This is a genomic window from Salicibibacter cibi (assembly GCF_016495865.1).
GTDB classification, from domain to species: Bacteria; Bacillota; Bacilli; order Bacillales; family Marinococcaceae; genus Salicibibacter; species Salicibibacter cibi.
The window spans coordinates 2954744-2978624 of the sequence record NZ_CP054706.1; the positions used below are offsets into that span (position 1 = coordinate 2954744).

A 23881-nucleotide genomic window follows, 5' to 3' on the forward strand; every position below is an offset into this window, starting at 1 on the left:
CGCCCGGTGTGAGTTGGCCTTTATTTCACGTTTTCCGGGGCTTTCATTGTACTTCTAACCTCTGTTCAACATTTTTCATCTGCTCGGGGTACATTGAGTTCTTCAACGTACCTATGATCGAGAATTCTTTCCATGCCGAAGTGCAATACCTTTCATTGTACCAACTATTACCGGATTTTCCTTTTCAATTGCCCAACAAGACTCTCCCTTTTTGATAAAGGCTTTTCCAATCTGTTTCCGGAATGAGCGACCCCCCTGTTGCCCATGCCACATGTGTCGCTTCCTTCATCTTGGAGGATAAACCGTGATTGTCGATATAGGATGGATGTTTTGATAATTGTATCGGCCCTTGCAAACCGGAAGCGGCAGAGGGTTCCACTTTTACACCTTCAGAGCTCATCAGTAGGGAAAGCATTCTAAACAGCTCATCGTCTTCGATGGTATAAACGCCGCTTATGAGTTTCTCACTAATTGCCGTCGCAAAACTTGAAGGTCTTCCAACGGCCAAGCCGTCCGCTTCCGTTACATTGTCGATGCCAAAATCCTGGACACTGACCTTTTCATGTTTTTCCGTCAAAAGGCCAATTAAGACGGAGGGAGAATGCGTAGGTTCAACAAAAAAACAATGAACGTTATCGCCAAATAATTGTTTGAGGCCAAAAGTCAATCCCCCCGGCGATCCTCCCACGCCACAAGGAAGATATAGAAACAGCGGATGGTCGCTATCCACACGGGTGTCTTGTTCGTCAAGTTGCGCCTTCAATTCGTAGGCTGCGATGCTGTAACCTAAAAACAAGTCCCGCGAATGTTCATCGTCGATAAAATAGCCGTTCGGATTCTCGAGGGATAATTTTCTCCCCTCATTAATCGCCTTGCTGAAATCTGCGCTGTATTCATAAACGTTAGCTCCGTTTTCTTTTAGCAAATCTTTTTTCCATTGTTTGGCATCCGAAGACATGTGGATCGAGACGTCAAAGCCGATCACGGAACTGACGATCCCGATGCTAAGGCCTAAATTGCCGGTAGAACCCACATCAATAGCGTATTGATTAAAAAAACGCTTGAAAGCAGAAGAGGCAAATTTTTCGTAGCTTTCCTGCTTTGTGATCAACCCATTGTCAATGGCCAACGTTTCCGCGTATTTGAGTACTTCAAAAATCCCGCCGCGCGCCTTTATGGATCCGGCAATCGGCAATTCATTGTCGCATTTTAAATACAAAGTCCCTTCGATGTTTCCTTTATAATGATCTTCAAGGTGCGTTTTCACATTCGGAATGGAGCGTAAGGGAGATTCAATGATTCCGCCATTTTCTTTCGTTTCCGGGAACTCCCTTTCAATAAACGGCCGAAACCTTGCCCACATGTCCGCTGCTTCTTCCATATCTGCTTCGCTTACGGAGAAACCGGAAGCAGAGGCATCCGCCCATTTTTGTTTGAATGGATTTTCCCACCATACCGGCCTTAACGCTGTAATATCTTCAAGAAGGGGGAATGCTTTTGTCCAACTTGCCATTGGCTCACCCAACACCTGATTATTCATGGTCAAACCCTCCTCGGCTAAGAACGACTTAGTCTTCTTCGGTAAAAGCATGATACTGCGCTTCATTCATTAGATCTTCAAGTTCGTCCCGGTCAGTCAACTTCACATCGATCAACCAGCCTTCACCTTCCGGGTAGGCATTGACTAATTCCGGTTCATCTTCCAATCTTTCATTTATGTTCACAACCGTTCCGGAAATCGGAACGTATATTTCCGAAACCGTTTTTACCGACTCAATGGTACCGATGCTTTCGTTCGCGGCAACCTCTTCATCGACTTCCGGAATTTCCACAAAAACAATATCTCCAAGTTCCTGTTGCGCGTAATCCGATATTCCGATACGAACAATGCCTTCTTCTAACGTTTCTACCCATTCATGTTCTTTGCTATACCATTTACTCATCATAGGTACTCCTTTTAGCTATATAGTTTACGTTTGATGTCTTCGCCCGTTGGTGTGGTCGCAAGACCTCCAAGGGATGTTTCCCGCAAGGTTCGAGGCATTTCACTCCCGACTCTATACATCGTTTCGATGACTTCATCACACGGGATACGGCTTTCAATACCCGCGAGCGCCATATCCGCGGAAGAAAATGCGATCGATGTGCCGATGACGTTCCGTTTAATGCATGGAACTTCCACCAGACCGCCAACCGGATCACACACGAGGCCAAGCAATGATTTCATCGCCATCGCGGTCGCGTGTACGGCTTGCCTCGGGGTCCCCCCTTTTAATTCCACGATTACACTCGCGGCCATTGCTGTTGCAGAACCGACTTCTGCCTGGCAGCCGCCCGCAGCACCTGAAATAAACGAGCGATTGGCGATAATATAGCCTAGGCAACTGGCCGTAAACAATCCATACGCAAGCGCATCCAAGGAATAATTATCGTTGTCGCGAAGGGAAAACAAGATCCCCGGAAGTACGCCCGCTGAACCTGCCGTTGGGGTCGCGACAATAACGCCCATTCGGGCATTGCATTCAGACGTTGCCATCGCGTAACGCATCGCCCCGGTAATGTGCGGGCCGGAAAGGGTGTCCCCACGGTCGATATACGCTCCCATTTTCAGGGCATCTCCCCCTGATATGCCACTTGGAGCAGGGGAACCGTCCGATTTGCCGGCTTCGACGGCCTCTTGCATTTTAATTAAGCGATCTTTCATTTTATTGAAAATATCCTCACGCGTCATGTCCGTCTTTTCGCTTTCCATGTCGATCATTGCATCAGCAATGCTTACGTTTTTCGTCTCACAGTGGGAAAGCAAACGTTCCATCGAATCAACTTGCACGCGTTACACCTCCTTTTTTTCATTCGTGAGCATATATAAAGGCAGACGATTACATATCGAACGAAAGTCGTCATCTGTGCTTAAACGAATCGTCGTTTCCGCATCATTGATGAAAAAGATATGTGACAAACCGCCGCCAAGAGAAACACCACCCACTTTTACGTGTCGATATCCGGCCTCGGCAACGATAATTACCGTGTTCGGATGATCGTAATAAGGACATTGATCCTTTTCGAGCAGAAACTGGTAATCGATGTTTTCTGCATTCGCGATCGCCAAGGCGTCTTTAATCCGAACATCCTCTGTTCCCATCCCGAGCAAGCCGCCGAGAAGCGCTTTGTCGGTGCCGTGGCCTTGATACGTTTGGGCAAACGAATCGTACAAGGTAATGCGAACCTGTTCCGGTTTGCACCCGCCGAGGAGTTCGTACGTAAATCGACCGATGGAAACCGCTCCCGCCGTATGAGAACTAGACGGACCCACCATGACGGGGCCGATAATATCAAAACAGCTTTGAAATTCCATGTTTCGATCCTCCTTTATCGTACGCTTGCTTCTTTCTGAAAAAGAGAAAAGGCTTTGCAAATATCCTTCGTCTTGTTTTTCGCCTGTTCCAAGACATCGGGATTGCCGTTACTTCCCAGAACATCAGCAATAATTTCGCCGATGTTGATCATTTCTTGTTTTCCCATTCCCCGTGTCGTAAGCGCCGCCGTGCCGATTCTAATGCCGCTCGTCACAAACGGACCTTCCGGGTCAAACGGGATTGTATTTTTATTGACCGTAATGCCGGCTTTTTCAAGCAATTGCTCCGCCTCTTTTCCAGTAAGATTCCACGGCCGTACATCGACAAGCAATAAATGGTTGTCAGTTCCGCCTGAAACGAGGGCAGCGCCGTTCTCTTTTAGCGTGTCACCGAGTGTGATTGCGTTTTCCACAATTTGATTGGCATACGTTTTGAATGACGGTTGCAGGGATTCTTTAAAAGAAACGGCTTTGGCGGCAATCACATGCATTAATGGTCCGCCTTGCAGGCCGGGAAAAACAGCCTTGTTAATCCCTTTTGCCATCTCTTTGTCATTCGTTAAAACAAACCCTCCGCGAGGCCCCCTTAATGTTTTATGTGTCGTGCTGGTTACAACGTCCGCATAAGGCACCGGAGACGGATGAATGCCGGATGCAATAAGTCCGGCAATATGCGCCATATCGACCATCAATTTTGCATCAATCTTATCCGCAATTTCCTTAAATTTTGCGAAGTCAATGACCCGTGGATAAGCACTTGCACCGGCGATAATGAGTTTTGGTTTTTCTTTTTTTGCTTGTTCTTCCAATTGATCATAATCAATGAAGTGATCGTCTTCCCTGACACCATAAGAAACAACATCAAACCACTTGCCGGAAATGCTGACAGGACTGCCATGCGTCAAGTGCCCTCCGTGGGATAAATTCATCCCCATCACCTTATCCCCGGGTGTTAACTGTGAGTAATAAACAGCCAAGTTGGCGGATGCTCCGGAATGAGGTTGCACATTCGCATAATCGGCTTGATAAAGCTCTTTCAATCGTTCGATTGCCGTACTCTCGGCAATGTCCACGTACTCACATCCGCCATAATACCTTCGTCCCGGATAGCCCTCCGCGTATTTGTTCGTCATCACCGATCCCATGGCTTCCATGACGTCCTCGCTCACAAAATTTTCTGATGCAATTAACTCAAGCGTGTCATGTTGTCTGTGCCGCTCTTCCTCAATAGCCGAAAAAATGGTCGCGTCGTTTTCTTTTAAACTCATCAAAACCCCTCCATTTAAAATTATTTTTGGGTAAATAAAAAAGGACAGAAAAAGGTATATACACCTTTTCTCTGTCCTTGTACCTGAGAGTTCAACTTCCGTATACGGAGTCTACCCCTTTGGTGGCTTTAGCGCTCTCCAGAGCTGCGTCCCATTGTAGTCATTTTACCTGAGAGATTCATTCACAAGGTTTTTTATGTGAATATTGCCCCTTCGGTGCCGACGCTTAAGTCGGTCTCTCCCACAATAATCATTCGCAAATTTATTTAATTTGTTATTATCTTAGCAAAGCAATTGTCTTAATGCAACATTATTTTAAAAATTATTTAAACATTCTTATCTCATCAGATTTCTATATACTATATAGAGACCTCGTTGCCTTGGTATTTGGCGGCTTCTTGCCATACCTGTGCTTTATTAACCTGTTCATCGGCGTGATAAGAAGAACGAACGAGGGGTCCTGCCTCACAATGACGGAACCCTTTTTGCATAGCAATTTCTTTAAACCGCGCAAATTCCTCGGGTGTGTAGTATTTTTGCACATCCAAATGTTTCTTCGTCGGCTGCAAATATTGTCCGATCGTCATAATATCCACATCGTGGGCACGCAAATCATCCATGACTTCTTCGATTTCTTCGGGCGTTTCCCCGAGGCCGATCATAAGACTTGATTTCGTCGGAATATCGGGATGCAATTCCTTGGAATAGCGAAGAAATTCCAAAGAACGATCATACGTCGCGCGTGCACGAACTTTCTTCGTTAAGCGCCGGACCGTTTCAATATTGTGGTTCAATATATTCGGGCGAGCCTCCATGAGCGTTTGTAAATTGTCGTGCAACCCCATCATATCCGAAGGCAATACTTCAATCGTCGTAAGCGGATTGCGGCGACGGACGGCGCGAACTGTTTCTGCGTACACCCGTGAACCTCCGTCTTTAAGGTCATCACGGGCAACAGCCGTAATAACGACGTGTTTCAAGCCCATTTGTTCCACGGACTCGGCAACTCGTTCCGGCTCGCCCCAATCAAGTTCATTGGGAAGTCCGGTTTTCACCGCACAAAATCGGCACCCGCGCGTGCATACATCCCCGAGGATCATAAATGTGGCCGTTTTTCTTACTGCCCAGCATTCATGAATATTTGGACAGCGCGCTTCTTCACAGACCGTATGTAATTTCTTTTCGCGCATCATCTTCTTAAGGCCTTTATAGGATTCATTTGTATTTAATTTTATTTTTAGCCAATCCGGTTTGCGAACATGCGCTTCTTTTTTCCCCATTTGATCACATCCTTTCCCTTCAACGCATAATATCGAAGAACAGAGACAACTGTACAGTCACTTTTTCTCTGTATTTAGCCAACAGTGACGCCTTTTTCAGTAGCAGTAATGATTGTGCCGGTTTTCCCCTGCAGGGCTTCCTCTGCCTTATCCAAAGCGCAGATGATGGAGGTGCCACCGGTTTTGGCGAAAGACAGTGCAGACTCAACTTTTGGGACCATGCTCCCTTTACTAAAGTGACCTTCTTCGATTTTTCCAATTTATCAACAGAAAGATTTTTCAAAGCTTTCTCAACTGTTTTCCCGTAGTTTACATAAACATAGTCAATATCCGTTAAAACCATGAGTACATCCGCTTCAATCTCTTCAGCCAACTTACATCCGTTGCGGTCTTTAGCAATAACAGCCTCGATCCCCACATCGGCATATGCACTTTTGCAAATGACGGGTATTCCCCCACCATCGATTGGCATCTTTCTTCATATTCCAACGGTTGGAGACTTGCTCTTTAAACTCATCGAAATCCATCCTGATTCATGTTAATAATGCATATCGTAAACCTTTCGGACAGATCATAAAAAAGGACAGAGAAAAGGTGTATACACCTTTTCTCTGTCCTTTTACCTGAGAGTTCAACTCCCCGTGACGGAGTTTACCCCTTTGGTGGCTTATGCGCTCTCCAGAGATGCGTCCCATTGCAGTCATTTTACCTGAGAGATTCATTCACAAGGTATTTATGTGAATGTTGCCCCTTCGGTGTCAACACTTATGTCGATCTCTCCCACAATTTTCATTCGCAAATATCAATATTTGATATTAGTTTAACAAACAAGAGGTTATAAGGCAATGGTTATTTGACAATTATTTAAATTTTATATTTACACACGTTTCTATGACATTGCCCAAATTCCTATGCTTCAAATGTAAGAGCCAACCTTTTATAATACTCAATCGACCGCAAGTAAGCATCAATATTCACATATTCATTCGGTTGATGGGCCAACTGCTCGTCTCCGGGGCCATAAATAAGTGTAGGGATCTTACTTTCCGGATTCAAAACGGCTGCATCCGTATAGTATGAAACACCGTAAACATCGTCGTCAGTAGCCTTAATATCTTTTGCGGTCTGAATGATTTGACTTGACGATTCAGTCAAGATGCCAGGCCTGTTTAGTAACGTCTCCATTTTAAAAGTTGAGTCATCGTTTTCTTTTTTAAACAAATCGGTTAATTTCCTTTTTAATTCCATAAAAATATTATCGTGGGACTGAGGCGGGATCGTTCGAATGTCGACATATATATGACATTGATCCGGAATAACATTTGTTTGCATGCCGCCTTCAATTTTATTAATCGATAAACTGCTTTCCCCAAGGGGGGCACCGGTAATTTTCCAATCCAGTCGGCATTCATCAAGGATGGCCATGACGTCTCTTATCCGTTCAATGGCATTAATCCCTCGATGCGGCATCGCACCATGTGCCGTTTTCCCGAACGTGATAATTTCAACCCATAATGCACCTTTATGACCGACGACGACTTTCTCTCGTGTCGGTTCACCGATGACCATTGCTGCAGTGTTCGACAGATCATGGTCATCCAAGTACGTTCTCGCCCCGCAGCTATCCACTTCCTCCCCCGCTGTCGCAAGAAATACAATATCGTGAGGCGGTTCTTCGTTTTGTAAATATAGTGACTCCACGGCTAAAAACATGGCAGCAAGGCCGCTTTTCATGTCTGAAGCCCCTCTGCCATATAGTTTATTCCCCGTTTGCTCTGCTTCAAATGGTGGGTAATCCCATTTTTGTTCCCCGGGTAAAACCGTATCCATATGACCGCAAAAGAAGAGCTCACGACGATCTCTTCCTTTAAGCCGAATGCTAAAGTTACTTCGGTTCTCCCCTAACTCTGTTATTTGATAAGGTAATCCGCTTTTCTCACAGCGCTCTACAAGAAGTTCTGAAACGTATGATTCATTACCCGGCGGATTAGAGGAATTGACCCTTAGCAACCTTTTCAAAAATTGTTCCGCGTTCACATACTCCCCCCTATCGCTTGCATTTTTAACGGTGTGACTTGCCAGCCGTTAACGGCCTCCATATCTTGCGAGCACGTAGAACATGCAATGACAACATCTTCCTTCGCCCTTAGCCACACATAATCCCCGGGCTTCGACAGCGGTTCTTGAATGTCATAATCTCCCCATTCATCAAGCACGTTGTTCATAAACCAATTGATAGGATCAGGTATGATTGCCGGATGTATCCCATGGGTTTCAAGGGCCTTTTTCAAATTGTCGTGGCAATTCGGATGCTCGTCGTCATCAAAATCGACTTTATACCTGTAATAATCACAGGCGGGGAAGAAAAAATCATGTTTCCCGACCGTTTCCTTGACGAGTTCCATGAGCGGTCGTCGTTTATTACTGTATAATCCATCCCCGTGCTTGAGACGAATGCTGCTTAATGAAGCACGCATATGAACGGGAGAAACATACTCATCGATGTCATGTTTATTAAAACAAACAAAATCCCCCACCTGCTTACCTTCGACATCAATGATAATTAATTCATCTCCGGCCTTTAGTTCTGCACTCCTACCTTCATAAGGAGGAATGAAAATTTCTTCTCGAACCCCTGTGCCATAAACCATATATCTGACCTCCCTATCCTTATTCCAAAAAGACGGCAACTGCCCGTATCGGTGACCCCGTCCCTCCGCGAATCTTTAATGGCAACCCAAAATATAAAAAGCGTTTCCCTACAATTTTGTCTAAATTACATAAGTTTTCCGTATTAGACATTTCATACTCACGACACATCAGATGCCCAGAAAACTTCGAGTCTTTAGGATTATCAGGTGCCGGCGCGTCGACGCCAATGTTAACGACACCTTTTTCTCCAAGCCATCTTCCGGCCTCTATATTCAGCCCCGTGTAGCGTGTAAGCCATTCATCCGTTCCATATGCCCGTTCATAATGACCGGTATACAGAAGGACGATATCCCTTTTTTCCAGCACTTGTCCTGATCTTTGCAATGCCCTTTCAAGGTCACCCGCCGTAATATAATCATCAGGGGAAACATGTGACACATCCAGGCAAATGGCAGGGCCATAAAAATATTCGAGTGGCATTTCATCGAGTTTCTTTCCGTTCGGGTCAAACTCGTAAATTGCATCAGTGTGTGTCGGACCGTGTTCATTAATCAAGAGATTATAAGTGGCAAATTCAAAGCCGACTTCCTTTTTAGATTCTTCATGCGTCTTGTTTTGAAATATAAATGTTTTTTGGTGAAGGGGAAAGACGGGCATGCCATTATAAATCTCTTGCGACAAGTCGACTAATTTAACATTACTCATAAATCGATCCTCCTCATTCTACGACAGTAGGTAGCACTTCAAATTGATTGACATCAATTAAACCCATGTCGGTAATCTTCCACTCAGGGCTTGTTACGAGCGACCAGAAAGATAGGTGCATAAATGGCACATGTATGCCACACCCGAGTTCTTCTTTAGCCAAGCGTGACATTTCATCTACTCTATCACTCACTTCTTTGCCGCTTAGTTCATCGCTGATTAGTCCTCCAACTTTTAGCGGCAAGTCACCGATCACTCTTCCCTCGTTTATCATCGCAATTCCGCCATTCATCGCTATGACCCGGTTGACGGCTGTCGCCATATCATCATAGTTCGTTCCGGTGACGATAATATTGTGCGTGTCATGTGCAACACTTTCGGCAATCGCACCGCTTTGCAATTGGAAACCATGCAAAAACGTTTTTCCGATTCGATTACTCCTTCCATGGCGTTCGACAACGAGGAGAGGGAGAACATCCTGTTGGAGGCAAGGCTCGACGACTCCGCCGGAAACATTTAAATTAAATTCTTCCGCACCTGTTAAGTTTTGGTCGGGAATGGCAACGATCGATCTAACTCTGGCTTTATTGCTATTTCGATTCGTAGTGATGTGTAGGTCTTCAGTTTTTACCCTTTTCCTTTTTACTGACGTTTTCGTGCTTTCCGGATACGTATACGAAGGAAGGTCTATCGTTAATTCACCTTTATCGGCTGCCGCATTTCCATTTAAATAAACTTTATCAATGGTCATTTCATTCAAGTTATCGATAACAACAACATTGGCACGTTTCCCCGGGGCCAATACACCTACATCCTTAAAACCAAAATGCGTGGCCGGATTGATGGTAGCCATTTGAATGGCTTCAACGGGATCAATCCCTTCGGCGATTGTCCGTTTAATAATGTCGTTCATATGGCCATCCGCTAAAAGATCATCAGCAGCCATATCGTCGGAAACGACGATCGCTCGCCTTGAATCAAGCCCTTCTTCTTTGATGGCACGAACACATTCTGCCATATTACGTTGGGAAGAACCTTCACGCATAAATACACTCACGCCATAGCGAAGTTTTTCAACGGTTTCTTCTTTTGTTGTCGTTTCATGGCAAGAAATATGAGTGCCCCCACTAATAATATGTGCAGCCAATTCTTTACCCAACAGTCCCGGGGCGTTGCCTTCCACCGTTTTCCCAATGCTGTTGGCATAGGAAACCGCTGCTACTAAATCATCGATGAGCTCGGGGGCATTTTGATAGACAGGATTGATATTGCTAAAACTTTGAATTTCACCGATACCTTGTACATTTTCATCATTCAATAAATCGTTCATATGTTTAGCAGTGACTTCTTCGCCCGCCGTCTCTAACCCGGGAGCATCAGGAACAGCAGCCGGGACAGTGAAATAGATCTGGTTCGGCAATGTTTTCGCTTCTTTAATCATTTCCTGCATTCCATGAACGCCAAGGACGTTTCCAATTTCATGCGGATCGCCGACCAATGTCGTCGTCCCCGTCGGGATCGATAGCCTTGAAAATTCCGTGCACGTTAACATCGAACTTTCAAAATGCATATGTGAATCTATAAACCCGGGGCTAATGAACTTTCCGCTTACATCTTCAATCGTTGTCGATGCTCCGATCAAATCTTTCACATCACCGACAAGTAATATATATTCATCCTTAATAGCGACATCTGCCTGATAAATTTCTCTTGTGACCGTATTAATAATGTAGCCGCCCTGAAGAACAAGATCAGCGAATAAATGTTGATCCAAGAGGACATCAATCAATTTACGACGCTGAATCGCTTCCTTGAAATTTTCCGCTTCCATTTGGTTCAACCCCTCCCATAATCACATTCCAAAATATCAATAATGCCGACAATGGCTGCATCAACAGGCGCATGATTGTTATCAAACGCTCTTGATGCCATACTTCCTCTAACGAAGATCACTTTTTCCCCAACCCCTGCACCCACCGTATCGACTGTAATAATGGGTTGCGATTGACTTGGTTGATCGTCAATCCCCACCGGCTGTGTAACCAACATTTTTGCACCGACAAGGCTTTCGTCCTTTCTTGTCGCCGTTACAGTGCCAACTACAATACCGATTTCCATATTAGGTGTCCTTTCATTCTTCACGAATTTGAATGTTATTTTCATAGGCTAAATCTCTGGCAAGCGGGGTAATGACCGTACTTGAATCGATAAAAACCTTATCGTCTGATTGTAATATCATTTGTTTAATGATTTCTGCGCTTATAATCGTCTTGCGTCTAGATCTAGAATGGAAAAATTGATTAACATCTTGTTCATCTGAAAATAATTGAATCCCGTAACTCTGGAGTTTATGCATTTGATTGTTCATTTCATTTTTTAAAAAAGGCGTCCCGTGATTTAATCCGTTTTGAGCCCACATAGAATGATAAGGGTTTGAACCAATATCTAAGGCAGTGACTGTTTTTCCTTTCAACAAACTCCATAAAATAATATGGGCGAATGCACGGCTTTCGTTAAAAGCCAGTATATCCGATATAAGCGAAAATGATAAAACTGGTATAAAAAAAGATGAAAACCGTTCCTTTAAGGCATCTAATCCATAATACGGAACGAATGCATCAATGCCTGTTAATGCATGGATATCCTCTCTACTGTATTGTTTTAACACAGAGTCTTCCATACTTATATAGATAGTCGTTCCACTTGCTTTTAATAGCTTTAATGCAGCTAACCCTCGTTCCATTCCGATCATATGATGAGAAAGAAGAGCCAGGATTTGCGGATGTTTCTGCAGTTCTGGCTCTGTTTTGTTTTTTTGTAAAAGTGCCTGCAAAGTGTAGGTAACAACAGCACTTTGCCTTTTTTGTTTCATGTTTATTCACCTTTGGAGAGTAGAGCGCGTTCAATTTCACTGTGAGGGCGTGGAATGACATGGACCGAAATCAGTTCACCAACTCGTCCCGCAGCATTTGCTCCGGCATCAGTCGCTGCCTTTACAGCGCCAACGTCACCTCTCACCATGACAGTTACGAGACCAAAACCGATTTTGTCGTATCCGCATATTTCTACATTGGCTGCCTTTACCATCGCATCTGCTGCTTCTATCGCACCGACAAGACCTTTTGTTTCGACCAATCCTAAGGCTTCACCCATTATGATGACCTCCTTGATTTAAGCTTTATTTGATTTACCATTTTTGTCATTTGCGTTATCGCCCTGATTTTCCTTTGCTTTTGCACTCGCAGACTTTTCTTTCTTTTCCGTGCCTTGACTAATCGGCACATTTTCTTGCGATTTTTTTGGTCCGTCCTTCGATTGTCCAGTTGCTTTGTTCATGAACTTATCAAGTAATTCGTCTTTAACATTTGAATGCGTGCGCGGGATGACATGTGATGAAACAATCTCTCCGACGCTTTCACCGGCGCTCGTGCCGGCTTCAACCGCTGAGGTAACCGCTGCAACATCTCCGCTTAAATGAATGGTGACACCGACAGCACCGTTAACACCAATAACCGTCTCGCTGCCAAGAATCTCAACATTAGCTGCTTTCACTGCCGCGTCAGCTGCAGATACTGCTGTTGTATAGCCGATCGACTCAATTAAACCGAGTGCGATCATTAAGTCCACCTCCTTTACAAGTATAGCTTAACGAATCATCCTATAAATTGACCCCCATTTTTTCTGAATACGGCTTCGGCTTCTTTAACGTCAGCTTGATTTCCTGCAACGAGTAAATATTCGTTTTCAATCGAATAGTTAATTGTTGTATTTGGAACTGCCTTCAATAAATAATCCAATAGCGCAACGTTACTGTAATAAGGAAGCCCTTCAATAAAACATAGCCCCTCGACCGTATCGATGATGCCTAGTTGCTTGGAAAGCCATGTGCTCGGATAGTCAATGTTAAATACGTCATAACGTTTCATCGTATTTCGGTTTAATTTTTGGAACAATTGGTTCATGACGCTTTTTAGCCAGTGTTCATCTTCATAAAATAACTCCAGTAAAAACTCGCCATTATTGTCTTTATCCCATTCCATATAAAACTTGATCGTTTGATTGTCTCTGATCACATTGTTTACATACACTAATTGACTCGGATAGCAGTTGGGAAAGTTAACGCTTCCTACGCTCGAACCTTGTGGATCACGATAAAAGAATGTCTTCAAGCTTTCAGATGGCTTCGAAAAAAACCAGGCGGCACCTCCCGCTTTAGATTCCCCTATCATTTTGGCGTGCCCTAAACCGTTAGAACCCTGATTGTAAACATTAACCCTTTCACCGTTTGTAAGCGACATCGTTTGTAACTTGGATAATACGTTACTCGTGTTGTTGTTTGGGATAACCGTTACGTTGGGTTCGTGTGTTTTTTTGGAAACTGAAGATGACCGTTCGTTTGACGTTGTTGACAATCGTTTATTTTTGTTTTGTAATTGATAATTTGGTCGTTGAATGGCATCAACAGAAGAGCTTTCCTTCTTTTGTTGAAACATTGCATTCTCTCCTCCGTCATTGGAGCTCTTCACACGTTCCGGACTAAGGATTTGCCCAACGACCTCTTTCATAAAATCCGACATCGCCCTGCCACTACCTCCCTATAGTAATTTTTCAAGTTCCGTATGTGGCCGGGGGATGACATTACTGGATATTAAGTCTCCACCGACACGGTCCGGTGATAGCTTGCCAATTTCAACTGCAGAATTAACATCAGCGACATCCCCCTCAATAATCACTGTGATTAATCCTGACCCAACTCTTTTTAAGTCAAGACAGCTGATATTAGCGGCTTTCGCCATTGAATCCAGCGCTTCGACTGCCGACGTCAACCCCCTTGTTTCAACTAACCCAATTGCACTCACTAGGCTCACCCCTCACTCGTTTACAAATAATCATTTAAATCAACCGTTACCGGTATAGATACTCGTCTAAATTCCTTTTTTTGGTCCAAAGGAACTGTAGCGTCAATACCCATTTTTGCCGTGACCCCCTTAGATTGTGGGAGGCTTCAAGGGGAGAACCATTACCCCCGGGCATGATCGTAATATCCATGTCGGCTTGGACTCTTGTCGCGATTGCCCATTCGACATCTTCGGGATTATATAGGTCAACATCATCATCCACAACAACCACGTGCTTTAAGTCCTTATCACTTGCAAATGCTGCCATTGCCGCTTGTTTGCCGTCCCCGTCCGTCTTTTTCTCAATTTGAACAACGGCATGTAGGCGAGCGGCTGCAGCCATTGTCACGTGAACCGATTTCACATCAACCACTTGTCGGATAGTCCTAAAAAGGGTCATTTCACGAACCAGACACATTGGCAGTTTCTCTTCTGCGCTGGCCGGAAAAATCGTTTGCGAAATCGCATTTTTTCTATAAGTTAGTGCAGACATTTCCACAATCGGTTGTGGCATATCGCCTCCATAATACCCTCCTAATTCCGCAAACGTACCCTCTGAATCCCGTTCATAAGGTAACATTCTCCCCTCAAGCACAATTTCAGCTTCTGCCAAAACTTCCAAATCCACGGTACGACACTGAACGACATCCAATGATTGGCCGAGTAATGCACTGGCTACGTTTAACTTATCCGAATGAAATAAATGTGTACTGACTTGAGATGCGAGTACGACAGCCGGGACAACGCCAAACATGACGGCGACTTCCAACGGTTCATTGTTTTGTTCAAACATTGAATATTGACGTTGTAGTTCAGGTGACGTAATTGCAATGTTTGTCCTGTTGTCACCGATAAAACCCATTCTTCGGATCGATGTGTATCTTTTTTCCCCATTTGGTTCTTTCACAACTAATACACCGGATACATAATAAGGACCGCAATCTTCTGCGTGAAAAGTCGGAATGGGAAAATACTCGTCCAGTTTAAACGGGGGATAAACAACATTTTCATGGACAGGCGCTGCATTAGAAGATACGGTATTCGTTTTAATGGGATGAACAATGCTTTCAACCAATGATGGAACCAATTCAGATGATGAAACACCTATACTGTCAGCCATTAACTCACGATCGCCACCAAGTCCGGCAATCATCGAAGAGTCATAACCTTTAATGCTATCAAACAGGAATGGTTCCTTTCCATCTTTTGTTTTGACGACAGCTCCAAGCTCAAATTTAGGATCAACTTCTTTTTTTATGCAATAGAGGAGATTTTTGTTTTCTAAACGCTCGATCAAATTTCTCATTGATACGGGGTTCATTGTTTCTCCCCCCATCTTTCGATAAGTTTGTGATCTATATTAAGTGCATCCAAAATACGTGACACGATAAAGTTAATCAGTTCCCAAATTTCTTTCGGTTGGTGATAAAATCCCGGAGATGCCGGCATGATTGATACATTTGCTTCGGCTAATTTTGTCATGTTTTGCAAATGAATCAAATGAAAAGGCGCCTCTCTCGGTACAATAATGAGGTTTCGTTTTTCTTTCATCGCAACATTGGCCGCTCGGGTAACCAATGTATCGCCTATCCCATTTGCAATCGCTCCCAATGTATTCATGGAACAGGGTACAATGACCATTCCGTCCGTTTTAAAAGAACCACTGGCAACCGGCGCAAATAAATTACTGTCATCATGAACCTCAGCAAATTGTTTCATGTCGTTGATGTTGACACCGCATTCGTATTGCAACACCTTTTCTCCCGTTTTAGTTGCAATAACGTGTGTCTCTATGCCTAACTGATGAAGGGTGCGGATCAATGTATATGCATACAAAGATCCACTTGCTCCGGTAACCCCCACAATGATTCTCATTTTTTAATTTCTCTGTTTCTGGGAGAATTTCTGTTTCACTGCTGTTTTGTACTCCTCTGTTGTCATTACCTGGCCAAAAATCCCAATATCCACCAAACCTGCTTCATGCATTTTATCGGTTTTCGAAGATGTCGCATCCGATAAACATACGACGTTATACGTATGATATAAAGCATCGGAGGCAGTGCTTCTTACGCAAACGTTCGTCCAATTTCCTGTTAGCACGACAGTGTCAATACCTTCTTCACGAAGGAAAAGATCCAAATCGGTATATGCAAACGCACTATGGCGCCGTTTCTGGACAATATAATCCCCTTTGTCCTCATCCGGTTGTAATTCGGGTATAAATTCTGATCCCCATGTCCCCTTAATTGCGTGAACGGGCCTTACTTTAAAATCGGCATCGTTTTTTCGATGGGTTTCTTGAATGAATACGACCTGAATGTCATTGTCATGGCTAAAATCAATTGTTTCTCTTATTTTTGGAACGATTTTTTCATTATTCTCTACTCTAAGAGCGCCCCCTTCCTTAATAAAATCGTTCAACATATCGATGACAATGATGGCATGTTTGTTTCCTTTTACGTCCATTTTAAATACCTCCCGCAAATTGTTTTTCTTTTTCTTGTACCTTTACCGGTCTCCCCAACGTATTTTCCGTTTCATATTTCAATTCGCGATCAAGACGTTGAATGCTTTGACGTTCAACATATTGTCCATAGCCTGGTTCGCTTACAATACCGCCATCATCTGCATCATACACAGTTTTACCCCGGACAATTGTTTGCACAGGGATGCCTTTTAGTTCCATCCCATGGAATGGGGTGTATTTGGCATCCGTGAGCACATTGTCCTTGTCTATGGTGTACTCACGATCGAGATCGATCACAGTGAAATCCGCATCACTACCAAGCTCCATCGCACCTTTTTTCGGATAAATTCCGTAATGTATGGCGGCGTTTCGGCTGGTCACTTCTACAAATCTTGACAATGATAAGCGCCCTTTGTTCAAACCTTTACTCACTAGAATAGGTACCATTTGTTCGACGCCAGGCATACCAGGGAAACTGGTCCAAATGGTTGAACCCTTCTTTTCAGTTTCAATGTTATAGGGTGCATGATCGGTTCCGACGAAATCGACCGTGCCATCTGCAAGTCCCTGCCAGAAAGCTTCATTGTCTTCTTTGCCACGTAAAGGCGGTGCAATTTTGGCAAATGTTCCCCATTTGTTCATGGCTTCCTCTGCGTTCAACACCAAGTATTGAGGACACGTCTCTGCTGTGACTTTAACGCCGCGTTTCTTTGCTTCACGAACGAGTTCGACACCTTTTTTGGACGTCATGTGAACAACATGAACACGGGCGTCCGTTTCTTCAGCGAAACTGAGAATCAGTTCTATAGCCGTTTTTTCAGCTATAACTCCTCTTGCTTCTGACCAGGCAACCGGATCTTCACGGCCTTCATTTTCCAACTTACTGGAATAAAATGTACAAATATCAAGGTTTTCGGCGTGAACACCGATAGGTAAGTCTGTCGGCGCAACATGACGGAATATTTCGAGCATTTCTGCATCAGATACCGGCGGAAACGTCGGTACAGAAGGTGTCATATAGACTTTAAACGCAACAACGCCCTCATCGACTTGGGGTTGAATGTTGTGAAGTAATCCTTCTCGAACATCTTCACCCGTCATGCCGCCCCAGAAGGCAAAGTCAATCACTGCCTTATCCTTAATGGCATTTAATTTTTCATGAAATTGTTCGCGACTACGTACAGACGGTTTTGTTGTACAAGGCATATCAATGTGAGAAGTTAGCCCACCCTTTGCTGCTGAGCGTCCGGCGGCATCAAACGTATCACGATGACTAAATCCCGGCTCCATAAAATGAGTGTGAGGGTCAATACATCCCGGAACGACCAACTTTTGTTTTACATCAACAACCTTATCGGCTTGCAAACCGTTAATGGAATCGGCAAAGCCGACAATTGTTCCTTGATCGACTAAAATATTCGTCAATACTTGTCTGTCCCCCTGCGGAATATTAGCATTTTTCACGATTAAATTCATAAAAGACTCCCTTTCTGTGATAATAATATTTATTAGAAAAACTTGGATTACGCCAGATGCTTAATAGCGAAAACCATAGTTTTACTTATACTTTACAAAAGTTAAAAATTTTAAAGTCTACAATGAAAAACCGTAGATGAAAGAGGGTATATGTATATACCACTCTACACCTACGGTTTCTCAGCTCTCCGATTAAACAGAGAATAAGCACCCGTGTTAAATGTTATGAGAAAACTATGACGAATCAATCGCCTAACATCCCCATCTCAACTTAGCCGCCTGATTCACATATGGAAAATTACTATAATCGATCTTCTTTAAAATAGATGACCGTACAAGCAAATTCAGTCTCAGGATCGAAATCCTTTAATACGGTGTGGACATCTTTACTCAGGTGATATTGAATATCCCTTTTCAGTCTTTTTTTAAATTCGGAAATAAGCGCTGCATCGGCTGCGATCGTTAATTCTTTATACTGATGCTGGAGAGCTTCCAAGTCTGGGGCGCGTTTATGTTCACTGAATATCACAACGGCATTATTAAGGAACTCAATCTTTTGCTTTTTTACTCCTAAACCATACATCTCTTGATTGACTTTGTTATAAAGTTGTGAAATATCTTTCTTAAGAGTGCTCCTCAGCGAATCAGAAACTGCCTCCATATTACCCCTCCAATTGTTTTAGTAAAAGTCACCCCGATAATACAGCGTAAAAAACTTTGATTATGTGAAAAAATGTATGGACTCCGCTTATTCTTATAATATACTGCCTTTTAAAAATCGTCAATACTTTTTTCTAATTTTGTAACATCCGTTACCTCAATGGGTGAATCGTCCTTGTAGGCGAGGAAACAGTGCAAGGAAGCCCGTCATACATGCCCAGTGTTAAGAAACTCCATCAGAATGTCCGAGAACTCCCCCAAAGCCGCGTACATTTTCGGTCATTGATTTGGTGCCCCCCCGGCGTTCTCATGGGAAGCGTACAGAAATGGTTCTGCTTGCCATTGCTCATGAACCTCCAAGATGGGGAATACCATTTTTGGCTGGGGCGAAGCCTCATCAGAACGGAAGAATTCTCATACTGATTGATCAGGAGTTTGCGACTACGGGGACAAGGGCTCTATCAGGGACCTGTATAAGTACCGGTTCAAGATCGAGGGGACTGAAGCAAGCCATTGGTGAATTTGACTACCGGTTTTGGAGCAAGGCCATGCCCAAGTTGAATTGATATCGGAAAAAAGGAGAATCTCATCCATTGGAAGATGTTGTTGATGAAAAAAACAGGGAAAACATCCGATTGACCATTACAGTCATCGCAGGCTTCGTGATGTGCCGTTGTTTTGCGATTGACCTCTTTGACTTATCGCGGTGCGTTACTCCCGTCGTGTGCCTACCCTCTTCTTTCGCTAATCGCGGACACCTTCGACGAACATCGTCTCTGAAGCCATAGGCATGGCTTATTTGCGTCGGCTTTTTTTGCATATTTGATCGAAACCCGCATTTACCCATAACGAAAATCATTCATTCCAAGCAGGAAATCACCTACTTGAGGTGATTCACTGGTTTCTTAGTGTTCAAAACTTCCACTATTTACTTGAAATAATATTTACAACATATTGACAAATCTGTTATCTCGCTTTACTATTTTTATCAATACTCTGAAGGTGAGACCGATCAATCGGTGCACGATCAGACCCTAAAATGACAGCGGTTACTAACCCTTTGTTTATCGGAGGTTTTTGGAGCCGTAGATGAAGATGCCACGTCTTCATCTACGGCTTTTTTTGGCACTTGCATGACCATCTCAGAAAAAATTCACTAAAATTAATGAGCCTAAATGAGAGGAGTGGTTTCATAAAATACACCTTTTCGTATTTATGTCATGAATGTTTTTCGATTCCCTATAAATATGAATTGACACAAAATTTATATATGTGAGGTAACCTAACATAATGATTGTATTTTTTCATCGCATCTTTTACAGTTATAGATATTCTCATATAGGGAGAAGGAGGATTAATTATGGAAGGTTATAAATCAATTTTTGATAGAATCAGAAATGAATACAAACTATATATTGTTGCATTTAGCATTCTTATTATCGCAGAGATTATCGGGGAATTCGAGTTTGCAGTTGGTCCCGGAATGTTAATATTATTCCCAATTTTCTATGGAATAATATTAGGTGTTATATTAGGCCCTGATTTAATTGGGTTGCTTAAAGAGAAAGATGTTAATGCAGCAAAGCCTTTGGTTTTAGTCGCTATAGCACCTTTCATTGTCAACATTGGTATTACCGCTGCCGGGAATATACCTGAACTTGTGAGCCTTGGTCCAGCCTTAATATTAGGTGAATTAGGAAATGTTTTTACCGTCATTATTGCATTGCCAATAGCACTGCTTTTAGGGATCAAAAGAGAAGCAATAGGCGCTGCCCATTCTATAAACAGGGAGGTTAATTTAGCTTTAATCACCAATTTATATGGTCCCGAGTCAGCTGAAACAAGAGGAACACTTTCCGTTTATATTATGGGAGGGTTATTTGGAACAATCTTTTTCGGTTTCTTGGCTACCCTGGTAGCTTCTACAGAATTATTTCACCCCTACGCCCTTGGTATTGCGTCAGGTGTAGGGGCAGGAATTATGATGGCTGCCGCAACCACCAGTTTAGGTCATGTATACCCTGCATATGCCGACGATATACTTGTACTTGGTGCTGCGGGCGATATGTTAACGGGAATGACAGGGCTGTATGTCGCATTATTTATCGCATTACCTCTTGCTAATAAAATTTACAGTGTTTTGGAACCTAAACTTAAAATTAATGAAAAATCAAAATCTAAAGTTGGAACTGAAAGGAGATACGATGATTATGAAGCTTAAAGAGTGGGTAATTTTATTCATTTTTATAGGTATGGGCATTCTTGCCGTAAATTTAATTGGATACAATACATCAATTGCAACTTCTTTTCCCGGAGTCGTCGTTTTATTGTCTATTGCATTTTTAGCAGTTTGCATATGGAAAGTAATACCATTAAAACTCCCCGTCATTATTTATTGTTCCCTGTTGGGATTACTTTTAGCATCCCCAATTTCACCTATATCGGGTTTTATAACCGAATCTGCAGAACAAATAGATTTTAAGGCGCCACTTACTATGGTAGGTGCCTTAGCTGGAATTTCCATTGGAGCAAGCATTCATCAGCTTAAAAAGCTAGGTTGGAGAATGATTATTATAGCTTTGGCCGTAATGGCAAGTACGTTCATAGGATCTGTGATCATTGCCCAAATTGTATTGAGTATTACCGGTGCCATTTAAATATATTATCACCACTAGAATAAGCGATGCTGTCGATTAATTATTTTGGAAAATTAAAGGAGGTCAATATTATGAACAACTTACATACCAGTGATATGATCATAAGAAATTGTTCCATTTTAACACCAGAATTTAGGATCAAAAGTGATCAATCTATCGTTATAAAAGAAAAAAATATATTAGCGATTAATGACACATCCATTATTGATGAACAATACACGACCTCAACGACAATAAAAGGCAAAGGGAAACTTTTTATGCCGGGGTTAATAGATGCGCACATGCATACATGCCAGCAATTTTTAAAAGGGAGAATAGCCGATGAATATCCGATGATCTGGACACGAATTATGGTTCCTTTTGAGAGCAATCTAACAAAAGAGGATGTTTCTATAAGTTCACAACTAAGCTGCTTGGATATGATAAAATCTGGAACAACTGCATTCGTCGATGCAGGTGGTTCTTATATGGATAAGGTAGCCGAGTCCGTCATTGACTCAGGATTAAGAGGCTCATTATCTTGTTCAACTATGGATTCAGGCAGTTTTATTCCAGAAAATATGAAATCAACTGCAACAGAAGAAATTAGCAAAAATATGTCATTATATCAAGACTTTAATGGTTTAGGCGAAGGAAGATTGAACATTTGGCTTTCTCTTCGCTCCCTTATATCGTGTTCACCACATTTAATTGTACAAGTGTTTGAGAAAGCAAAAGAACTTAATACAGTCGTTCAAACTCACATGAATGAGTATACAAATGAAATCAGTTTTTGTCTGGAGAAATACAAACAAAGACCTTTTGAGTTTCTTGAGTCATTAGGTATCTTAGATGCAAATTTTTTAAGTTCACATAGTATATTAGTTTCTGAAAATGAAATCGATATATTAAAAAATTATGATATCAAAATTGCACACTGCCCCATAAGCAATTCAGGGAAAGGGGTTACTAAAACACCGAACCTGTTGCAAAAAGGGCTTGATATTGGCCTAGGAACCGATGGTGCAGCCCATGGAGGATTGAGTATATTTGATGAAATAAAAACGTTAAAATCGATGATGCGAGCCTACTGGGGGGCACCCATTTTTGATCCATTAATTATGCCATCAAAAAAATTATTGGAACTTGCAACATTAGGCGGTGCTAAAACAATTTTTCAAGAACAAAAGCTGGGAACTTTAGAAGCTGGAAAAAAAGCAGATATGATATCTATAAACATAGATCAGCCGCACATTCAACCGACTCATGATATGGTAAACACTTTGGTTGAATCAGTAAACAGCAGTGACGTGGAGGATGTCATCGTCGATGGAAAGATGATCATGAAAAATCGAGAAGTTATGACATTAGACGAAGAAAAAATAATGCATGAAAGCAACTTGGCTATGAGTAACATCTCTTACAGAGCTGGAATTTAGCTGGTTAATTAAATTCCAGCATGTTTGAAACAGACAAAAACCGTTAGCCACCCTCCTTCAGTTCTTAAGGGTGGCTTACTCTCGGTATAACCTATAAATTACACATACTTCTTGCGACACCAACAGAGGTGAAATTCAACATGGCAACATATTTATTTTTTTTAATACTACTTATCAATCTTGGAGTAGGAATCCCATTAGGAATGTCTGGTATTGCAGGATTTCTTCTTCCTTTGCTTTACGTTGGTTTTCTACAGTTACCGCTAAGAGATTCACTTGCATTAAGTTTTTTTTCTTTTGCAGTAGCTGGAATTATAGGCGCATATTCTTATTGGAAATCAAAAAACATGGATTTAAGACTCGCTCTTTTCATTAGTATAGGGAGTATACCCGGCGCTCTATTTGGAGTGCAATTGAACGTTTTGATCCCCGAGCACATCGCCGAACTTATACTATATATTTTTATATTTCTATCAGGGCTGTCCCTTTTATTAAAAAAAGATACATCAAGTTTAAATCTTCAACGTTCGGTATTACTCGAAAACAAAATATTGATTTTAATAATAGGTCTCCTTACAGCTGCTATATGTTCTTTAACCGGAGCCGGAGGCCCAATTCTGTTAGTCCCATTACTCACTCTCTTAGGTTTACAAATAAGGATTGCAGTAGGGGTCAGTTTACTCAATTCTGTTGTTATAGCTTTGCCGGCCATGTTTGGTTATTTTCAATATTCAAGCATGGAAAATCTCACATTACTCATTGTAGCTAGTCTGATAGGACAAATTATTGGAATTAACATTGGTGCTTACTTTTCCAATAAAATTAGTACCAACCATCTGCGTATATTTATTACGTGGATTACCTTGATATCGTCCATGTATATGATTACAAGGCTATTTATGTGAGCCTCTCCAGCTAAATCAAAGATTTTGCAGAGGACTTCTCGGCAAAGCTGTTAAAAAACATTAGATTCAAAGATTCTTTATGACAAACATGTTGCTTAAAAACTCATTTTGTTATCATATTGACTAAGTTGTTACATTGC

26 protein-coding genes and 4 riboswitches are annotated in these 23881 nt (G+C 42.4%); of the genes, 4 read left to right on the forward strand and 22 right to left on the reverse strand.

From position 1 onward, the window contains the following. Nucleotides 1-184: 184 nt before the first annotated feature. From dsdA to HUG20_RS14790, 22 genes are all read right to left on the reverse strand, one after another. Nucleotides 185-1540: a D-serine ammonia-lyase gene (dsdA, locus tag HUG20_RS14685; RefSeq protein ID WP_246476432.1), complete on the reverse strand. Its 1356-nt coding sequence runs from the start codon at nucleotides 1538-1540 to the stop codon at nucleotides 185-187. A gap of 28 nt (nucleotides 1541-1568) precedes the next feature. Then, entirely contained in the window at nucleotides 1569-1943 is a 375-nt protein-coding gene (gcvH, locus tag HUG20_RS14690; protein ID WP_200085438.1) for a glycine cleavage system protein GcvH, read from the reverse strand. Between the two features lie 14 nt (nucleotides 1944-1957). Beyond that, nucleotides 1958-2815: an L-serine ammonia-lyase, iron-sulfur-dependent, subunit alpha gene (sdaAA, locus tag HUG20_RS14695; protein WP_200090538.1), complete on the reverse strand. Its 858-nt coding sequence runs from the start codon at nucleotides 2813-2815 to the stop codon at nucleotides 1958-1960. A gap of 18 nt (nucleotides 2816-2833) precedes the next feature. Further along, a complete protein-coding gene (locus HUG20_RS14700; RefSeq protein ID WP_200085440.1) occupies nucleotides 2834-3355 on the reverse strand; it encodes a serine dehydratase beta chain in 522 nt (173 codons plus the stop codon). Nucleotides 3356-3369: 14 nt separating this feature from the next. Further along, nucleotides 3370-4623: a serine hydroxymethyltransferase gene (gene glyA / locus HUG20_RS14705; protein WP_200085442.1), complete on the reverse strand. Its 1254-nt coding sequence runs from the start codon at nucleotides 4621-4623 to the stop codon at nucleotides 3370-3372. Nucleotides 4624-4692: 69 nt separating this feature from the next. Continuing rightward, nucleotides 4693-4767, reverse strand: a riboswitch (glycine riboswitch). A 3-nt stretch (nucleotides 4768-4770) separates the two neighbouring features. Then, nucleotides 4771-4877: riboswitch (glycine riboswitch) on the reverse strand. Nucleotides 4878-4982: 105 nt separating this feature from the next. Continuing rightward, a complete protein-coding gene (gene lipA, locus HUG20_RS14710) occupies nucleotides 4983-5903 on the reverse strand; it encodes a lipoyl synthase (protein ID WP_200085443.1) in 921 nt (306 codons plus the stop codon). A gap of 19 nt (nucleotides 5904-5922) precedes the next feature. Continuing rightward, on the reverse strand, nucleotides 5923-6375 hold the full coding sequence (locus tag HUG20_RS14715) for an amino acid kinase family protein (protein WP_246476433.1): 453 nt from the start codon (nucleotides 6373-6375) through the stop codon (nucleotides 5923-5925). 136 nt (nucleotides 6376-6511) lie between these two features. Then, nucleotides 6512-6588: riboswitch (glycine riboswitch) on the reverse strand. 2 nt (nucleotides 6589-6590) lie between these two features. Continuing rightward, a riboswitch (glycine riboswitch) is annotated at nucleotides 6591-6696 on the reverse strand. Nucleotides 6697-6812: 116 nt separating this feature from the next. Further along, a complete protein-coding gene (locus tag HUG20_RS14720; RefSeq protein ID WP_200085445.1) occupies nucleotides 6813-7940 on the reverse strand; it encodes a M20 family metallopeptidase in 1128 nt (375 codons plus the stop codon). Beyond that, nucleotides 7937-8554 carry a DUF1989 domain-containing protein gene (locus HUG20_RS14725; protein WP_200085447.1) on the reverse strand — a complete coding sequence of 206 codons (618 nt, stop codon included), beginning with the start codon at nucleotides 8552-8554 and terminating at the stop codon, nucleotides 7937-7939. The genes HUG20_RS14720 and HUG20_RS14725 overlap by 4 nt, the downstream gene beginning before the upstream one ends. 19 nt (nucleotides 8555-8573) lie before the next feature. Further along, entirely contained in the window at nucleotides 8574-9260 is a 687-nt protein-coding gene (locus tag HUG20_RS14730; protein ID WP_200085449.1) for a cyclase family protein, read from the reverse strand. A gap of 13 nt (nucleotides 9261-9273) precedes the next feature. Further along, entirely contained in the window at nucleotides 9274-11091 is a 1818-nt protein-coding gene (locus HUG20_RS14735) for an adenine deaminase (protein ID WP_200085451.1), read from the reverse strand. Between the two features lie 5 nt (nucleotides 11092-11096). Continuing rightward, nucleotides 11097-11378, reverse strand: coding sequence for a EutN/CcmL family microcompartment protein (locus HUG20_RS14740; RefSeq protein WP_200085453.1), 282 nt, complete (start codon nucleotides 11376-11378; stop codon nucleotides 11097-11099). A 13-nt stretch (nucleotides 11379-11391) separates the two neighbouring features. After that, entirely contained in the window at nucleotides 11392-12132 is a 741-nt protein-coding gene (locus tag HUG20_RS14745) for a hypothetical protein (protein ID WP_200085455.1), read from the reverse strand. 2 nt (nucleotides 12133-12134) lie between these two features. Then, nucleotides 12135-12413: a BMC domain-containing protein gene (locus HUG20_RS14750; RefSeq protein ID WP_200085461.1), complete on the reverse strand. Its 279-nt coding sequence runs from the start codon at nucleotides 12411-12413 to the stop codon at nucleotides 12135-12137. Between the two features lie 18 nt (nucleotides 12414-12431). Then, nucleotides 12432-12878, reverse strand: a complete 447-nt coding sequence (locus tag HUG20_RS19600) for a BMC domain-containing protein (RefSeq protein ID WP_200085462.1) — start codon at nucleotides 12876-12878, stop codon at nucleotides 12432-12434. Between the two features lie 35 nt (nucleotides 12879-12913). Then, complete coding sequence (locus HUG20_RS14760; protein WP_200085463.1) at nucleotides 12914-13837, reverse strand: hypothetical protein; 924 nt, start codon at nucleotides 13835-13837, stop codon at nucleotides 12914-12916. A gap of 18 nt (nucleotides 13838-13855) precedes the next feature. Next, the gene (locus HUG20_RS14765; RefSeq protein WP_200085464.1) at nucleotides 13856-14119 is read right to left on the reverse strand and encodes a BMC domain-containing protein; all 264 of its coding nucleotides are present in this window, start codon (nucleotides 14117-14119) and stop codon (nucleotides 13856-13858) included. Nucleotides 14120-14165: 46 nt separating this feature from the next. Beyond that, a complete protein-coding gene (locus HUG20_RS14770; protein ID WP_246476434.1) occupies nucleotides 14166-15479 on the reverse strand; it encodes a UbiD family decarboxylase in 1314 nt (437 codons plus the stop codon). Beyond that, the gene (locus tag HUG20_RS14775) at nucleotides 15476-16033 is read right to left on the reverse strand and encodes a UbiX family flavin prenyltransferase (protein WP_200085465.1); all 558 of its coding nucleotides are present in this window, start codon (nucleotides 16031-16033) and stop codon (nucleotides 15476-15478) included. The genes HUG20_RS14770 and HUG20_RS14775 overlap by 4 nt, the downstream gene beginning before the upstream one ends. Before the next feature lie 3 nt (nucleotides 16034-16036). Next, a complete protein-coding gene (locus HUG20_RS14780; RefSeq protein ID WP_200085466.1) occupies nucleotides 16037-16624 on the reverse strand; it encodes a cysteine hydrolase family protein in 588 nt (195 codons plus the stop codon). A gap of 1 nt (nucleotide 16625) precedes the next feature. Then, nucleotides 16626-18101, reverse strand: coding sequence for a dihydroorotase (locus HUG20_RS14785; protein WP_200085467.1), 1476 nt, complete (start codon nucleotides 18099-18101; stop codon nucleotides 16626-16628). A 301-nt stretch (nucleotides 18102-18402) separates the two neighbouring features. After that, on the reverse strand, nucleotides 18403-18762 hold the full coding sequence (locus HUG20_RS14790; protein ID WP_200085468.1) for a Na-translocating system protein MpsC family protein: 360 nt from the start codon (nucleotides 18760-18762) through the stop codon (nucleotides 18403-18405). A gap of 1359 nt (nucleotides 18763-20121) precedes the next feature. Here HUG20_RS14790 and HUG20_RS14795 point away from each other — a divergent pair. From HUG20_RS14795 to HUG20_RS14810, 4 genes are all read left to right on the forward strand, one after another. After that, on the forward strand, nucleotides 20122-20982 hold the full coding sequence (locus HUG20_RS14795; RefSeq protein ID WP_200085469.1) for a DUF3100 domain-containing protein: 861 nt from the start codon (nucleotides 20122-20124) through the stop codon (nucleotides 20980-20982). Next, a complete protein-coding gene (locus tag HUG20_RS14800) occupies nucleotides 20972-21418 on the forward strand; it encodes a hypothetical protein (RefSeq protein WP_200085470.1) in 447 nt (148 codons plus the stop codon). The genes HUG20_RS14795 and HUG20_RS14800 overlap by 11 nt, the downstream gene beginning before the upstream one ends. A gap of 71 nt (nucleotides 21419-21489) precedes the next feature. Further along, complete coding sequence (locus HUG20_RS14805; RefSeq protein WP_200085471.1) at nucleotides 21490-22836, forward strand: amidohydrolase; 1347 nt, start codon at nucleotides 21490-21492, stop codon at nucleotides 22834-22836. Nucleotides 22837-22976: 140 nt separating this feature from the next. Further along, entirely contained in the window at nucleotides 22977-23741 is a 765-nt protein-coding gene (locus tag HUG20_RS14810; protein WP_200085472.1) for a sulfite exporter TauE/SafE family protein, read from the forward strand. The last annotated feature ends 140 nt before the right edge of the window (nucleotides 23742-23881 follow it).

Coding starts and splice junctions, on each gene's coding strand:
- HUG20_RS14800 (WP_200085470.1), top strand. CDS start 20,972: ATGAAGCTTAAAGAGTGGGTAATTTTATTCATTTTTATAGGTATGGGC.
- HUG20_RS14805 (WP_200085471.1), top strand. CDS start 21,490: ATGAACAACTTACATACCAGTGATATGATCATAAGAAATTGTTCCATT.
- HUG20_RS14725 (WP_200085447.1), bottom strand. CDS start 8,554: ATGGTTTATGGCACAGGGGTTCGAGAAGAAATTTTCATTCCTCCTTAT.
- HUG20_RS14785 (WP_200085467.1), bottom strand. CDS start 18,101: ATGAATTTAATCGTGAAAAATGCTAATATTCCGCAGGGGGACAGACAA.
- HUG20_RS14770 (WP_246476434.1), bottom strand. CDS start 15,479: ATGAACCCCGTATCAATGAGAAATTTGATCGAGCGTTTAGAAAACAAA.
- HUG20_RS14730 (WP_200085449.1), bottom strand. CDS start 9,260: ATGAGTAATGTTAAATTAGTCGACTTGTCGCAAGAGATTTATAATGGC.
- HUG20_RS14700 (WP_200085440.1), bottom strand. CDS start 3,355: ATGGAATTTCAAAGCTGTTTTGATATTATCGGCCCCGTCATGGTGGGT.
- dsdA (WP_246476432.1), bottom strand. CDS start 1,540: ATGAATAATCAGGTGTTGGGTGAGCCAATGGCAAGTTGGACAAAAGCA.
- lipA (WP_200085443.1), bottom strand. CDS start 5,903: ATGGGGAAAAAAGAAGCGCATGTTCGCAAACCGGATTGGCTAAAAATA.
- HUG20_RS14775 (WP_200085465.1), bottom strand. CDS start 16,033: ATGAGAATCATTGTGGGGGTTACCGGAGCAAGTGGATCTTTGTATGCA.
- HUG20_RS14810 (WP_200085472.1), top strand. CDS start 22,977: ATGGCAACATATTTATTTTTTTTAATACTACTTATCAATCTTGGAGTA.
- HUG20_RS19600 (WP_200085462.1), bottom strand. CDS start 12,878: ATGATCGCACTCGGTTTAATTGAGTCGATCGGCTATACAACAGCAGTA.
- sdaAA (WP_200090538.1), bottom strand. CDS start 2,815: ATGGAACGTTTGCTTTCCCACTGTGAGACGAAAAACGTAAGCATTGCT.
- HUG20_RS14780 (WP_200085466.1), bottom strand. CDS start 16,624: ATGGACGTAAAAGGAAACAAACATGCCATCATTGTCATCGATATGTTG.
- HUG20_RS14795 (WP_200085469.1), top strand. CDS start 20,122: ATGGAAGGTTATAAATCAATTTTTGATAGAATCAGAAATGAATACAAA.
- HUG20_RS14790 (WP_200085468.1), bottom strand. CDS start 18,762: ATGGAGGCAGTTTCTGATTCGCTGAGGAGCACTCTTAAGAAAGATATT.
- HUG20_RS14760 (WP_200085463.1), bottom strand. CDS start 13,837: ATGTCGGATTTTATGAAAGAGGTCGTTGGGCAAATCCTTAGTCCGGAA.
- HUG20_RS14745 (WP_200085455.1), bottom strand. CDS start 12,132: ATGAAACAAAAAAGGCAAAGTGCTGTTGTTACCTACACTTTGCAGGCA.
- HUG20_RS14750 (WP_200085461.1), bottom strand. CDS start 12,413: ATGGGTGAAGCCTTAGGATTGGTCGAAACAAAAGGTCTTGTCGGTGCG.
- HUG20_RS14715 (WP_246476433.1), bottom strand. CDS start 6,375: ATGCCAATCGATGGTGGGGGAATACCCGTCATTTGCAAAAGTGCATAT.
- gcvH (WP_200085438.1), bottom strand. CDS start 1,943: ATGAGTAAATGGTATAGCAAAGAACATGAATGGGTAGAAACGTTAGAA.
- glyA (WP_200085442.1), bottom strand. CDS start 4,623: ATGAGTTTAAAAGAAAACGACGCGACCATTTTTTCGGCTATTGAGGAA.
- HUG20_RS14740 (WP_200085453.1), bottom strand. CDS start 11,378: ATGGAAATCGGTATTGTAGTTGGCACTGTAACGGCGACAAGAAAGGAC.
- HUG20_RS14735 (WP_200085451.1), bottom strand. CDS start 11,091: ATGGAAGCGGAAAATTTCAAGGAAGCGATTCAGCGTCGTAAATTGATT.